Genomic DNA, 14,143 nt, shown 5'->3' with positions numbered 1-14,143 from the left:
CACGTGCAAAGCCGGCCTGGCTGCGTAAGTGGTGATACGGCTAGCTAGCCGTTAGTGGGCCGCCGCCAGCTGGATCTGCGACGCCGGGCCGCCATGGGCCGACCACGGCGCCGATGCGGCCGCCGGCACGGCAAAGCCGGCCATCGCTTGCACCAGCTGCGCGGCATCCGCTTGCCAGCCGCTGAAGCCGCCCGCACTGGCTGCCTGGGTTTGTTGCGCAGCGCGCCAGTTCTGCGCCAGTACGGGCGCCAGGGTCGCGGCCGTGCCGGCAGGTAGAGTGAGCTGGCCGGCTGGCGGCGGCGTCAGGCTGGCCATCGCCTGCACCAGGTTTTGCACCTGACTGCCCAGCAAGACCCGGCCATCGGCCATGCGGAATTCCTCGATGCGCCGCTCCGCGCTCTCGTACCAGCCGGTGACGGTGATCTTGTCGCTGGTGCCGATGGTGCTCACTTCCAGAGCCGTGCCCACCTGGCGGAACCACAGCTGCTCGGCGCTGACGCCGGCCAGGAAGGACACCACGTCGCGGCTGCCCGCCTCGTTGGCCTCGTTGATCATGTCGGCGCCGTCGCCGCGGGCGAAGATATAGGTATCGTTGCCCAGCGTGCCGGCCAGGACGTCGTCGCCCTTGCCGCCCTGCAAGATATCGTTGCCCAGGGCGCCCAGCAGGGTGTTCTTCAGTTCATTGCCGATCAGCACATCATCGAACTTGCTGCCGACGACCGCGTTGAAATTGGCCACCACATCCACGCCCGGACGCGCGGCCAGTGCCGTGCCTACGGCTGCGAAGGCAACCGTCGCGCCAGCGCTTGCGTTGACGTAATTGAGCGCGTTGCCCGCACCGCCGCCGTCGAGCACGTTGCCGCCGGGGGTAGTGACGAAAAAGATGTTGTTGGTGAAGGAGCTGCCCGTCACGGTCAGGCCAGAGCCCCCGAGGCGCACATTCTCGACGTTGTCGGCCACCGTGTAGTTGACCGTGGTAAACACGGTATCGTTGCCGCCGTTGTCCCGTTCGTCGATGAAATCGCCGCCGTGGTTGACGTAATACGTGTCGTCGCCGCCCAGGCCCTGCAGCAGGTCGGCGCCGGCCGTGCCATACATGACGTCGGCATTTGCCGTGCCTGTGAAGGTTTGCCCCGTCGGCTGCGTGGGGCCGTTGAAGTGCCAGGCCTGGGCCAGCGCGGGCGCCAGGGCGGCGGCCGTGGCGGCAGGCAAGGTCAGCTGGCCCAGCGCCGGTGGCGCCAGGTACGCCATCGCCTGCACCAGCGATTGCACGTCGGCGCCGCGCAGGACGTGGCCGGCGGCCGTGCGAAATTCCTCGATGTTCGGCGCGGCCGCGTTCCAGGCGCGGATGGTGATCTTGTCCGTCGTGCCGATGGTGCTCACTTCCAGGTCCGCGCCCACCTGGCGGAACCACAGCTGGTCGATGTTCACGCCGGCCAGGAAGGCGATGGCGTCGTAGCCGGCGTCGGCGGAAAGCTCGGTGATGACGTCGGCGCCGTCGCCGCGGGCAAAGACGTAGGTATCGTCGCCCAGGCCGCCGGCCAGCGTGTCGGCACCCTGGCCGCCTTGCAAGGTGTCGTTGCCGAGGCCGCCGGACAGGCTGTTGGCCAGTTCATTGCCGATCAGCACGTCGTCATAGGCGCTGCCTGTCACGCTGGAAATATTGACCAGCACATCGCTGCCAGGCAGGAACGCGGTACTGCCGCCGATGGGAGCGATGGTCGCCGTGGCGCCCGCCCTGGAACCGGCATAGGTGGCGGAATTATTGCTGCCGATGCCATACAACAAGTTGCCGCCGGCTACGTCGACGTGAAAGACGTTACCGCTGCCGTTACCCGTCACACCCAGGCCCGCTGCGGCCAGGTGCAGTTCTTCGATGTTGGCGCCCATGGTGTAGTTGACGGTCGTGTAGACAGTGTCGCGGCCGCCACCAGGCTGTTCAGTTACCACGTCGTTGCCATGGTTGACGTAATAAATATCGTCGCCGCCCAGGCCCGCCATCACGTCGGCGCCCGCCGTGCCCTTGATGATGTCGGGGTTCGCCGTGCCGGTGAAAACGCCATTGCCGGGCTGGTTTGGTCCCTCGATGCGCCAGTTCTGCGCCAGCACGGGCGCCAGGACGGTGGCTTCGTAGACAGGCAAAGTCAGCTGGCCAGCCGGCGGCGGCGTCAGGCCCACCATCGCCTGCACCAGGTTTTGCACGTCGCCGCCCAGCAGCACGCGGCCGTCGGCCGTGCGGAATTCCTGGATGCGGGGCACGATGCCGCCGCTGAACCAGCCATTGACGGTAACCTTGTCCGTCGTGCCGATGGTGCTCACTTCCAGGTTCACGCCCACCTGGCGGAACCACAGCTGGTCGGCGCTGACGCCGGCCAGGAAGGAGACGACGTTGTGGCTGCCCCCTTCCACCATCTCGGTGATGCCGTCGGCGCCGTCGCCGCGGGCAAAGATATAGGTATCGTCCCCCTGCATGCCGACGAGCAGATCGTCGCCCTTGCCACCGCGTAAGGTATCGTTGCCCAAGCCGCCAATCAGGCCGTTCTTGAGCTCGTTGCCGGTGAGGACATCGTCGAACTTGCTGCCGGAGATGCTCATCAGGTTGACCAGCACGTCGCTGCCCGCAGGCGCCGTCAGAGGGTCATTCGCGCCCAGCAGCGTTGCCGTCACGCCCGTGCGGGAACCGACATACACGACAGAGTTGCCCGTGCCGCCGCCATCGATCCTGTTGCCACCGGCCGTATCGACGTAAAAGATATTATTGGTATTGGCGGTGCCCGTGACGGTCAGCCCGGCGGCGGTCAGGTAGACTTTCTCCACGTTCTCGGCCACCGTGTAATTGACGCTGGTGTACACGCTGTCGTTGCCGCCGTTGGCCAGTTCGACGATCACGTCGCCGCTGTCGTTGACGTAATACGTGTCGTCGCCGGCCAGGCCTTCGAGCACGTCCGCGCCCGTGGTGCCGGTCAGCACATCCGCGTTCGCCGTGCCGATGAAGCGCTGCGGTGCCGCCGCGACACTGTTCAGGTATGCCTCGATGGCGGACATGCCGTCGGCGGAGGTGGAAGTTTGCGATGCAAATTTTTCAGTCATGTTGCAGTTTCCTGTCATTAAACGTCAAAACCAAGAGTGAATATGTCGGCGCAAGCTGACATGCAAGGCAAAAGTTCCGGCCGCCTCCACTTGCAGTTCAGCGTGCACCTTCAACGGTCCGGCACTTTCGGCGCAGGGACGGCGCGCGATTGAACGCCGCCTCGCATGCACGCCGTATTGACGTTCAAGCGGGTGTAGCACTGTTATTTGTCATGCAAATGTCACACTGCATGCTGGAAGGGAGGCGGGGAAGGAAGCGCGCGGGCGCGCCCGCTGCGATGGCGTCTGGTTTCAGGCGGCTGGGGGAGAGCTCTCGCTTGACGGCCGGGCGCCGAACGTCTGGTCCTGCAGTTGCGCCACCAGGAAATCGATGAACACGCGCAAGCGCGGCGGCAAATGGCTGCTGGCCGGCCACAGCAGCCAGAATGCCGTGCGCGCCTGCGTATGCGCGTCCAGCAGCGAAACCAGTTGCCCCGCCGCCAGCTCGCGCTGCACGGCGAACGCGGGCAGGTAGGCGATGCCCTGCCCTTGCAAGGCCAGGAAGACGCGCATTTCCACGCTGTTGCACACCATGCCGGACGCCGGCTGGGCCAGCGCGTCCATCAGCGGCCACGGCTCCAGGCGGCCCGTGGCGGGAAAACGGTAGTCCAGGCGGGCGTGCCGCAGCAGCGCGGCGCCATCGGCGGGCCAGCCATGGCGCGCCAGGTAGGCAGGCGACGCCACCAGCAAGCGGCGGAACGTGCATAGTTTGCGCCGCATCAAGCTTGAATCGGCCAGCTCGCCCGTGCGCACGACGGCGTCGAAGCCGTCGCTGACGAGGTTGACCATGGCGTCGGAAAAATCGAGATCGAGTTCGATGGCGGGATAGGCTTGCATGAAAGCGCCGATGGCCGGCTCGAACAAGCCGCTGTAGCGTGGCAGGCTGATACGCAGGCGGCCGCTGGGGCCGCTGCTGGCCTCGCTCAATTCCCGCTCGGCCGCTTCCACCTCGGCCAGGATGCGCTTGCAGCGCTCGAGGAACTTTTCCCCTTCCGCCGTCAGCGCCAGGTGCCGCGTGCTGCGCTGGAACAGGCGCGCGCCCAGCCGCGCTTCCATGCGCGCCACGCTCTTGCCCACGGCCGACGAAGACAGGCCCAGCAGCCGGCCCGTGGCCGAGAAACTGCCGCTGTCGGCCACCTGTACGAACATGGCGATGCCGCCGAGACTATCCATGCGCTCCCCATTAAAGACAAATGTGTCCGATATGTTGATCAGTTTAGCCCATTTTTCTTCAATGACGGGCGCGCCATACTTGCCGCTCCTTCTATCCGAGCCCACTTCCATGCCCTCTTCCCCACGTTTGACGCTTGCCCTGCAAGTGCTGGCCGCCTGCCTGACAGGCTTGCTGATTCCTTTGTGCTTCACGGGCCCGGCCGTCGCGCTGCCCGCCCTCGGCGCCGAATTGCGCGGCAGCGCCGCCGCCCTGAACTGGGTCATCAATGCATACATCCTCAGCTATGGCAGCGCCATGATGGTGGCCGGCAGCCTGACGGACGTGCTGGGCCGGCGCCGCGTCTGGCTGGCGGGCCTGGCCCTGTTTTGCGCGGCCACCCTGGCCATCGCCATGGCCCCGTCCGTCGCGCTGGTCGCCGCGCTGCGCTTCGTGCAGGGCCTGGGCGGCGCGGCCGCGTTCGCCGCCGCCATGTCGTCGCTGGCGCCCCTGTTCCACGGCGCGGCGCGCAGCCGGGTGATGAGCGTGCTGGGCACGACGTTCGGCCTGGGCCTGGCCTTCGGCCCGCTGGCGGCCGGCGCCATGCTGGAACTGGCCCGCTGGCCCGCCATCTTTTACGCCACGGCCGCGCTGGGCGCCATCGGCGCGCTGCTGGTGCTGGCCAGCGTGCCGGCCGATGCGCCCCGTGCCCAGGGCCGGCTGGACTGGCCCGGCGCCCTCAGCTTCAGCGGCGCGCTGTCCCTGTTGACCCTGGGCATGCTGCTGGCACCCGAACATGGCTGGCGCAACGGCGCCGTGCAACTGTCCATCGCCTCGTCCGCGCTGCTGTTTTGCGTGTTTGTCGCGGTCGAACGCAGGACGGCGCGGCCCATGCTGGACTTGACCCTGTTCCGCCAGCGCCGCTTTGTCGCCGTGCAAGTGCTGGCCGCCTCGCCCGCCTTTTTGTTCATCGTGCTGATCGTCATGCTGCCGGGGCGCTTCATCGGCATCGACGGCGTGTCGCCGCTGGCGGCGGGCCGCCTGATGATCGCCCTGGCCGCGCCCCTGCTGGTCGTGCCCATGCTGGCGGCGCTGCTATTGCGCTGGTTCAAGGCCGGCACCGTGTGCGCGGCGGGATTGCTGCTGGCGGCCGCCGGACTGGCCTGGCTGGCGCAAGTGCTGGGCAACGGCGGCACCGCCGCGCTGGCGGGACCGCTGCTGCTGGTGGGCGCCGGCATCGGCTTGCCGTGGGGCTTGATGGATGGCATGGCCCTGAACGTGGTGGACACGCCGCGGGCCGGCATGGCGACGGGCATCTTCAATACCGTGCGCATCAGTGCCGATGGCGTGGCGCTGGCCCTGGCGGGCGCCGTGCTGGCCAGCCTGATCGGCGCCGCGCTGCAGCACCAGCTGCCCGCCGGCCTGCCCGTGCTGGCCGCCGCCAGCCGCGCCGCGCTCGGCGATATCCAACAGGCAACACAACTGCTGGGCGGCCACGAAGCGCTGCTGCGCGCCAGCTATGACGCGGCCTTCCGCCAGTTGCTCAATGGCCTGGCCGTGCTGGCCGTGGCGCTGGCGGCGCTGGTGCCGTATTTACTCAAGAAAAGAGAACTTCACGACGCTTGACAAAACCGTCGCGAGCGGAAGGTAGAGGTGGTCGAGAAGCGCAACCGTACTCAGGTACGGTGAGCATCGCAGGCCATCTATACCGACGCGCAGCAGGTTTGGGCAGGCGTCCTAGGCGTCCAGGCCGTAAAACACGGCAACGAGGATGGCGATATTGTTGCAGGCGCGGGAAAAAGTCGTTGTGGCGTAGGCCACGGCCACACTGGGGCCGCGGTAGCGCAGGTAGACAAAGCTGAACATGGCGCCCGACCCCAGCGCGACGATGGCGTGCAGCAAGCCGCCGCTGATGAAATGCACGATGGCCCACAGGACGGCGCCGATAAAAATGCTCAGCTGGCGGCTGGCGCCCAGGCGCCGGAGGATTTCCAGCGGCAGCAGCTGGCCGAGGAAGGTTTCCAGGATGGGGGAATAGATGACGACCCAGAACACCAGCAGGGGCAGCGACATTTCGCGCTTGAACTTGGACAAGCCCGTGTGCGCGCCCCAGTATTCAGGCGGCAACAGCCATTTGGTGAGGAACAGGATGGCAAAGCACAGCATGCAGGTGAGTAACCCCCAGCCGAGGCCGGCAAGGGCCAGCTGCAGCACGGGAGGCGCCGGGCCGTCGTCGTCCGGGCTGGAGAGATCATGGCTGCTGCGCACTTGCATGAGTAGTCCTGGCGGTGATCCAGCGCTCATTGTAGCGCGGAATACGACTGTTCGCGCATGGCTGTGGAGCGCGGCGCATGGCGCGCCGCGCTGCCGCGCTATCGGCGTCAGGCCGCCAGGCGCAACGGACCGTTGGCCGGCTTGGCCAGTTTGAAGATGCCCACTTCCTGTTCCAGCTGCGCCGCCTGCTGCTGCAATTCATGCGCGGCGGCGGCCGCCTGCTCGACCAGGGCCGCGTTTTGCTGGGTCACGCGGTCCATGTCGACGATGGCGCGGTTGACTTGCTCGATGCCGGCGCCCTGCTCCTGCGTGGCGTGGCTGATCTCGGCCATGATGCCCGTCACCCTGCCAATGCCGGCCACCACGTCATGCATGGTGACGCCGGCCTGCTCGACGAGCAAGGTTCCCGTGCCCACCTTGCTGACGGAATCGTCGATCAGCAGCTTGATTTCGCGCGCGGCGGCGCTTGACCTCTGCGCCAGGTTGCGCACTTCCGTGGCGACGACGGCAAAGCCGCGTCCCTGCTCGCCCGCGCGCGCCGCTTCCACGGCCGCGTTCAAGGCCAGGATATTCGTCTGGAAGGCGATGCTGTCGATCACGCCGATGATGTCGACGATCTTGTTCGACGAGGCATTGATCAGGCTCATGGTGTGCACGACTTCGGCCACCGCCTTGCCGCCCTGCTCCGACACCTTCGACGCTTCGCGCGCCAGGTGGTTGGCCTGCTGCGCATTGTCCGCATTCTGGCGCACGGTGGAAATCAGTTCTTCCATCGATGAGGCGACCTCTTCCAGCGAGCCGGCCTGCTGCTCCGTGCGCTGCGACAGGTCGCGGTTGCCCGAGGCGATCTCGGTCGAAGCCGTGGCGATGCTTTCCGTACCGTGGCGCACCTTGCCGACGATGGCGGCCAGGTTGTCGCGCATGGTCTTGATCGCAAACAGCAGGCTGCTGTCGTCGCCGTGGCGCGTGTGCACGTCGATGGCCAGTTCGCCGAGCGCGATGCGCCCCGCGATCGAGGCCGCATACCCCGGTTCGCCGCCCAGCTGGCGCAGCAATCCCCGCGTGATGACGGTGGCAACAAAGATGCAAATGAGCACGCTGAGGGCGGCCAGCACGCCGATCCAGCGCAGCGACTGGCCGTAGATGGCGCGCGCGGCCACGCTGGCCAGCTCCGATTCGCGCTGCACGTTTTTCAGCACGGTATCGATGTCGGCGACGATCTGGCGCCGCAGGGGGCTGCACTCCTCGACGAGGAAGGTGCCGTACTGTTCCATCTGCCCCGTGGCGCGGAACTGGCGCGGACGCTGCAATTGCTGCGCCATGGTGTTCAAGCCCGCGCTGACTTTTTCGAATTGCGGATCGCCGGCGAACCGCGGCGCCAGGCGCGCCAGCGCTTCCAGGTACAGCGCCTTCTGGCTGTCGAGGATGGCCAGCTCTTTTTCGGCGGCGGCCTGGTCATGGAAGATATACGCGTTGCGGGCGGCCAGGCCCGTCTGGTCGAGCGCTTCGCGCGCCACGTACAGCGGTTCGAGTTTTTCCAGCTGGACTTTGTCTTGCGCGTCCATGGCGCCGGAGATGGCGCCGATGCGCAGCAGCGCGAAAGCCGCCAGCACCAGCATGAATACCACCAGCAGCCCGAAGCCTGCGCTCAGGCGCGCGCCTATCGTCAAACGATTGAATGACATCATTGTTGTTATTGCCCTGTAAATAAAGTTGATTGTTGCTGGTTATTTAAAAACCAGCGATCTGCTCGCCGTCGTGTTGCCTTTCCTGCATGGCGCAGGATGGGTCTCTAACTGGCGTTTTTTGGGCAGTCAGCTTCTAATTTCGGGCAATGCAGGCGCGCGGGACATACCCTGCGCCATACAACAGCACACTGAATTATAAGCGAACAGCGTTATGGATGATTCCACGCGCTCACTTTTAATGCCTTGACGCATATCAAAAAAGACAATTAACGCTGGCCTGGCGTATCGATGACGGCCATGGTGATGCGCGAGATGCAGCACAGCTTGCCGTCGTCGTCGGTGATGCGGATTTCCCAGACCTGGCTGGTGCGGCCCCGGTGGATCGGCGTGGCGCGCCCCGTCACCTGGCCGCCGCGCACGCCGCGCACGTGGTTGGCATTGATTTCCTGGCCCACGCTCACTTGCCGGCTGGAATCGAGGCAGGCATTCGCGGCCATGCTGCCCAGGGTTTCGGCCAGCAGCACGGAAGCGCCGCCATGCAGCAGTTTAAAAGGCTGCATGGTGCGGTGGTCGACGGGCATGGTCGCTTCGATCCAGTCGGGGCCGAAGGCGCTAAATTCGATGCCCAGGTGGCGCATGGCCGTGCCTTCGCTGGCGGCGTTGAGGGTGGCCAGGTCGAGCGGTGCGTGCCAGATTTCCATCGTTACCTCATATCAGTGGGGAGAACAGCCATTGTAGGACAGAGCGCTGCCGCGCGCCGCTTCATCTTTCCTTCACCGTGGCACGGGGTGGCGCCGGCATTAACTGGTTATAATTGCCCCATTCTTAAAAAACGAGGTTGTGTATGAAGTGGGCCTTGCTGGGCATTTTTGTGTTTTCTGTTTTACATATTCATTTTCGTGGCAAGGTGCGCCTGCCGTTCCGCCGCCAGATCTTCGATCACTCCTCGTTCATGGCGCCGCTGAACCTGTTCATGCACACCTTTTCCAAGGTGCCGGCCACGCCCTATTTAGCCGTCGAGCAATTCCCGGAACTGGCGCCGCTGCAGCAGAACTGGCAGATCATCCGCGATGAAGCGCTGCGCATGCAGGAAATGAAAAAAATCAAGGCTGCTGAAAAGAACAATGACGTGGGCTTCAATTCCTTCTTCAAGTATGGCTGGAAGCGTTTCTACCTGAAATGGTATGACGCGAACCACCCGTCGGCGCAACAGATGTGCCCGCAAACCTATGCGCTGCTGCAATCGATTCCCTCGATCAAGGCGGCCATGTTCGCGGAACTGCCGCAGGGTGGCAAGCTCAACCCGCACCGCGACCCGTTCGCCGGCTCCCTGCGCTACCACCTGGGCTTGCAGACGCCGAACGACGACCGCTGCTTCATCGATGTCGATGGCGAGCGCCACAGCTGGCGCGACGGCCAGGCCGTGATGTTCGATGAAACGTATATCCACTGGGCCCGCAACGACGCCGACAGCGACCGCATCATCCTGTTCTGCGACATCGAGCGCCCGATGCGCTACCGCTGGGCGCAAGCGCTGAACCGCTGGCTGGGCCGCACCCTGATGACGGCCGCCGCCTCGCCAAACGAGCTGGGCGACCAGGTGGGCGGCGTGAGCAAGCTGTTCCAGATTTCCTGGACCATGGGCCAGTACCGCCGCCGCTTCAAGGCGTGGAACAAGACGGCGTACCAGGTCACCCGCGTGGCCCTCGTCGTGGGCGTGATCGCGCTGATCTACTTTATCTAGATGCCGGCATCGCCTGTTTGACAAAAACCGCCTTCGGGCGGTTTTTTTTATAATGCGATGCCACTCACCAGGAAAATCTGAAAATGACCGAACGCGACCGCCAGTACGATATCCAGATCGGCGACGATGCATGGATCGAGTTCATCCGCCTTGACGGCCGCTATGACCAGGCCATCGACATCGATGCCCTGCTGGACGGCCTGTGGCCGCTGATCTGCCGCCTGGAAACCTATTGCGTGGCCGGCTGTTGCGGCATGGATGCCTTCGATTTCACGCCCGAAGGTATCGCTGCGGCGCTGGTAGACCTTGACCGCGCGCAACTGCACGGCGCCTGCGCGCAAGCCCGCAACGCCGTGGCAGCGGCCGCCAGCGACGTCTTCACGAGCAACACGCTGAACCACATGGCCGACAAACGCGTGTTCCTGCAATTGCTCGAGCATGTCGAGCGCTGCACGGCGTCCCCTGAAACGGGCCGGCCGGCAAGCCAGCCGCGCTGACATAGGCGATAATACGGGTTCACACCACTCTCTTCTCTTATTTATGCGCGACATCATTGCCGGATTTCTACGTTTCCAGAAGGAAGTCTTTCCTGAACGCCGAGAGCTGTTCAAGACATTGGCCACGGGACAGACGCCCAAGGCCTTGTTCATTTCCTGCTCCGACAGCCGGATGGTGCCGGAACTGGTGACGCAGCGCGAGCCTGGCGAACTGTTTGTGATCCGCAACGCGGGCAATATCGTGCCCTCGTTCGGCCCGGAACCGGGCGGCGTGAGCGCGTCCGTCGAATTTGCCGTGGCGGCCCTGAATGTGACGGACATCGTCATTTGCGGCCATTCCGATTGCGGCGCGATGAAAGCCATCGCCACTTGCACCTGCCTCGATCACATGCCGGCAGTCAAGAACTGGCTGCGACACTCTGACGCGGCGCGCATGATCAATGAATCGATCGAGCATGCGACGGAACAGGACCGCATCGACGGCATGGTGCGCGCCAATGTCGTGGCGCAACTCAACAACATCCGCACCCACCCCTCGGTGGCGCTGGGCATCACGCAAAAGCGCCTGACCCTGCATGGCTGGGTGTATGACATCGAAAATGGCTCGCTCGATGCGCTCGACGAGTCCACCGGCCAGTTTGTCCCGCTCGCGGAACATCCGGCCTCGAAGCTGTAGGCGCAAGCCATCCCCGTCAGGCGCAACATTGCGCTTGACCTTGTCCAGACGGGAAGGTGCAAGGTAGCGATACTCAAGGAGATTATCGTATGCCAACCATCACCGTATTACCCCATCCCGAGCTGGCCCCCGAAGGCGCCGTGTTTGACGCGCCGCAAAACATGAGCATTTGCGACGCCTTGCTGCTCAACAAGATCGACATGGAACACGCGTGCGGCCAGGTGGGCGCCTGTTCCACCTGCCACGTGGTCGTGGTGCAGGGTTTCGACTCGCTCAACGAACTTGGCGACAATGAAGAAGACATGCTCGACCAGGCCTGGGGCTTGCAGCCCCATTCGCGCCTGTCTTGCCAGGCGCGCATGGCGCAGGAAGACCTGACGCTTGAACTGCCCAGGTACACGCTCAACCACGCCAAGGAATAGTCCCCGGCGCGCTTGCCCAACGCCCTACCTGATTACCACATGATCACGCGCTGCTCGGGCGGCAGATACATCGGGTCGCCCGGCTTGATGCCGAACGCTTCGTAAAAGCCGGGCTGATTCTTGACCGTGCCCTTGGCGCGGAATTCGCCCGGCGAATGGGGGTCGCTCTTGATCTGCGCAATGGCCGCCTCCGGACGCAATTTCGCGCGCCATTTCTGCGCAAAGCCGATGTACAGGCGCTGTTCGCCCGTCAAGCCATCGATGACGGGCGACGGCTTGCCGCCGAGCGAACGCTGGTACGCCTTGTAGGTGATCGACAGGCCGGAATTGTCGCCGATGTTTTCGCCCAGGGTGAGTTCGCCGTTGATGTGGTAGCCAGGCACGGGGCTGTAGGCGCCGTATTGCTTGACGAGCCCGGCCGCCAGCGCCTTGAAGGCCGCGCGGTCCTCCGCCGTCCACCAGTTGCGCAAACGGCCCTTGGCGTCGTATTGGCTGCCCGAATCGTCGAAGGCATGGCTGATTTCATGGCCGAAGGTGATGCCGAGCAAGCCGTAATTGACGGCGTCTTCCGCTTTCACGTTGAAGAACGGCGGCTGCAAAATGGCGGCCGGGATCGTGATCGCGTTGAGGGCCGGGCTGTAGCTGGCGTTGACGGTTTGCGGCGTCATCGACCATTCGTCGCGGTCCACCGGCTTGCCCAGCTTGGCCAGGTTTTGCTGGCGGCTCCACGCGCGCGCGGCGCGCACGTTGGCGATCAGGTCGTTCGGCTGCGTCTTCATGCTGCCGTAGTCGCGCCAGGTAGCGGGATAGGCGATCTTCGGCTTCAGGGCGGCCAGCTTGAGCTGGGCTTCCTTCTTGGTTTCCGGGCCCATCCAGTCCAGCTGCTCGATGCCATCCTTGAACGAGGCGACGAAATTGTCGAACATGGCCATCACGCGGGGCCGGGTTTCCGGCGGCAAATACATTTCCACGTAGCGCTTGCCGACGGCGTCGCTGATGGCGTTATCCGTGAAGCGCAGCGCCAGCTGCCACTGCGGTTCGCTTTGCGGCACGCCGCGCAGCACCGTGCCATCAAAGGCGAAGCGTTCCTTGACAGTGGCGCTATCCAGGTAGGAGGCATAGCTTTCGATGATGCGCCAGTTCAGGTAGCTCTTCCACGCTTCCAGCGGCACGGCGGCCACCGTCTCGGCAAAACCTGTCATGAAGCTGGGCTGGCGCACCACGGCCGAGGCGGCTTTCGGCGCCAGGCCGGCAGCCGTAAAGTAGGCGTTCCAGTCGAAGGCCGGCGCCAGCGCCGCGAATTTGTCGAAATCGACGCGGTTGTACGATTTGACGGGGTCGCGCATCTGCACGCGCGTCCACTGCACCGCCGCCAGGCGCGTTTCGAGGTCGAGGATTTGCGCCGCGTGCGCGCCGGCGGCCTTGTCGCCGCTCATGGCCAGCATGGTTTCGACGTGCTTGAGGTATTTGGCGCGCACGGCTTGCAGCTTGGCGTCGTCATCCTTCAGGTAGTAATCGCGGTCAGGCAAGCCCAGGCCGGACTGGCTGATGTTGACCGTGTAGCGCTCGGGGTCTTGCGCATCGGGCGCCACGTAGGCGGAAAACGGCGTGGCAACGCCATTGCCTTGCAGGTAAGCCAGCAGTACCGGCAAGTCCTTCTTGTCTTTCACGCCAGCCACGCGGGCCAGCTCGGCGCGCAGCGGCTTGAAGCCGGCCGCATTGCGCGCCTTGTCGTTCATGAAACTCGTGTACAGGTCGGCGATCTTGTGCGCCTCGCTGCCGGGCTTGCCGGGGTTCTTGACGGTGGCGTCGATCAGGCCGCGCAACTGGCCCTGCGCGATTTCGCGCAATTCGATATACGTGCCCCAGACGGATTTGTCGGCCGGGATGTCCGTATTGCGGGTCCAGACGCCGTTGACGTAGCCGTAGAAGTCGTCACGGGGGCTGACTGCCGGGTCCAGGGTTTTCAGATCGATGCCGGAGACGGGTGCGGCGGCGGTAGCGCCTTGCTGGGCGTGCAGCGACGGCGAAGACAAGGCGAACAAGGCGCAGCAGGCGGCGCTGATAAGCGAACGTTTCACGAAGATTCCTTTAATTGTTTTGACTTCATGTTGGGGAACATGCTGTATCCAGGCATGAGAGGCCGGATTATAGTCGGCATGCTTGTGGGGAAACAATGTCGGTTGAACAATCCTGATGATCCGATGTGCGTTGCAGCACGCCTCGCGCCCGCGCCGATGATCGGCAAATGTTACCATCTGGCAATAGCCATACCTGTCGCTCACCACCTTTTTTGCCTGGCTCTTGGACTGGAGAAGTTTGATGCAGGAATGCAGATTCAATATTTTCGGCATGCTGATTGCCGTCCGGGGGCATCAAGGAGCATGGCGCGCCTTCTATCTCGGCGCGGAAGGCAAGCGCCGGCCCGCCGATTTCATCATTCCCGACGATATTCAAGGCGATGCGTTATGCGAATACCTGGCGGACCTGTTCCATGAAGAGGCGACGCCGCGCAACAACACGGCCACGCAAATCACCACGCCCGCGTTCCAGGCCTAGCTAC

The 14,143-nt window shown here is 64.4% G+C and carries 12 protein-coding genes; 6 read left to right on the top strand and 6 right to left on the bottom strand.

Annotation, left to right across the window (positions count from 1 at the left end; genetic code table 11):
• Positions 1-51: 51 nt before the first annotated feature.
• Both O3299_RS06245 and O3299_RS06240 read right to left on the bottom strand, forming a co-directional pair.
• Positions 52-3,090 carry a calcium-binding protein gene (locus O3299_RS06245; RefSeq protein ID WP_305061793.1) on the bottom strand — a complete coding sequence of 1,013 codons (3,039 nt, stop codon included), beginning with the start codon at positions 3,088-3,090 and terminating at the stop codon, positions 52-54.
• Between the two features lie 291 nt (positions 3,091-3,381).
• On the bottom strand, positions 3,382-4,302 hold the full coding sequence (locus O3299_RS06240) for a LysR family transcriptional regulator (RefSeq protein ID WP_305061792.1): 921 nt from the start codon (positions 4,300-4,302) through the stop codon (positions 3,382-3,384).
• 109 nt (positions 4,303-4,411) lie between these two features.
• On the opposite strand from O3299_RS06240, the gene O3299_RS06235 reads away from it, so the two are divergent.
• Entirely contained in the window at positions 4,412-5,905 is a 1,494-nt protein-coding gene (locus tag O3299_RS06235) for an MFS transporter (RefSeq protein ID WP_305061791.1), read from the top strand.
• A gap of 111 nt (positions 5,906-6,016) precedes the next feature.
• Here O3299_RS06235 and O3299_RS06230 read toward each other — a convergent pair whose 3' ends face one another.
• The 3 genes from O3299_RS06230 to O3299_RS06220 form a co-directional block, all read right to left on the bottom strand.
• Positions 6,017-6,553 carry a hypothetical protein gene (locus tag O3299_RS06230; RefSeq protein ID WP_305061790.1) on the bottom strand — a complete coding sequence of 179 codons (537 nt, stop codon included), beginning with the start codon at positions 6,551-6,553 and terminating at the stop codon, positions 6,017-6,019.
• Positions 6,554-6,660: 107 nt separating this feature from the next.
• The gene (locus O3299_RS06225) at positions 6,661-8,241 is read right to left on the bottom strand and encodes a methyl-accepting chemotaxis protein (protein ID WP_305061789.1); all 1,581 of its coding nucleotides are present in this window, start codon (positions 8,239-8,241) and stop codon (positions 6,661-6,663) included.
• Between the two features lie 266 nt (positions 8,242-8,507).
• A complete protein-coding gene (locus O3299_RS06220) occupies positions 8,508-8,942 on the bottom strand; it encodes a hotdog fold thioesterase (protein WP_289905097.1) in 435 nt (144 codons plus the stop codon).
• Between the two features lie 143 nt (positions 8,943-9,085).
• On the opposite strand from O3299_RS06220, the gene lpxO reads away from it, so the two are divergent.
• The 4 genes from lpxO to fdx all read left to right on the top strand — a co-directional run bounded on the left by lpxO (position 9,086) and on the right by fdx (position 11,580).
• Positions 9,086-9,985: a lipid A hydroxylase LpxO gene (lpxO, locus tag O3299_RS06215; RefSeq protein WP_099664101.1), complete on the top strand. Its 900-nt coding sequence runs from the start codon at positions 9,086-9,088 to the stop codon at positions 9,983-9,985.
• Positions 9,986-10,068: 83 nt separating this feature from the next.
• Positions 10,069-10,482 carry a DUF6331 family protein gene (locus O3299_RS06210; protein ID WP_305061788.1) on the top strand — a complete coding sequence of 138 codons (414 nt, stop codon included), beginning with the start codon at positions 10,069-10,071 and terminating at the stop codon, positions 10,480-10,482.
• Between the two features lie 43 nt (positions 10,483-10,525).
• The gene (locus O3299_RS06205; protein ID WP_099664103.1) at positions 10,526-11,158 is read left to right on the top strand and encodes a carbonic anhydrase; all 633 of its coding nucleotides are present in this window, start codon (positions 10,526-10,528) and stop codon (positions 11,156-11,158) included.
• An 89-nt stretch (positions 11,159-11,247) separates the two neighbouring features.
• Entirely contained in the window at positions 11,248-11,580 is a 333-nt protein-coding gene (gene fdx, locus O3299_RS06200; protein WP_289905099.1) for an ISC system 2Fe-2S type ferredoxin, read from the top strand.
• A gap of 32 nt (positions 11,581-11,612) precedes the next feature.
• Here the strand turns inward: fdx and O3299_RS06195 are convergent, their stop codons facing one another.
• Positions 11,613-13,661, bottom strand: a complete 2,049-nt coding sequence (locus O3299_RS06195; protein ID WP_305061787.1) for a M13 family metallopeptidase — start codon at positions 13,659-13,661, stop codon at positions 11,613-11,615.
• Between the two features lie 241 nt (positions 13,662-13,902).
• On the opposite strand from O3299_RS06195, the gene O3299_RS06190 reads away from it, so the two are divergent.
• On the top strand, positions 13,903-14,139 hold the full coding sequence (locus O3299_RS06190) for a hypothetical protein (RefSeq protein WP_305061786.1): 237 nt from the start codon (positions 13,903-13,905) through the stop codon (positions 14,137-14,139).
• Positions 14,140-14,143: the final 4 nt, after the last annotated feature.

The sequence above is a fragment of the Janthinobacterium sp. SUN176 genome (assembly GCF_030587335.1).
Lineage (GTDB): Bacteria > Pseudomonadota > Gammaproteobacteria > Burkholderiales > Burkholderiaceae_D > Janthinobacterium > Janthinobacterium kumbetense.
This window is presented reverse-complemented; position numbering and strand designations above follow the sequence as displayed.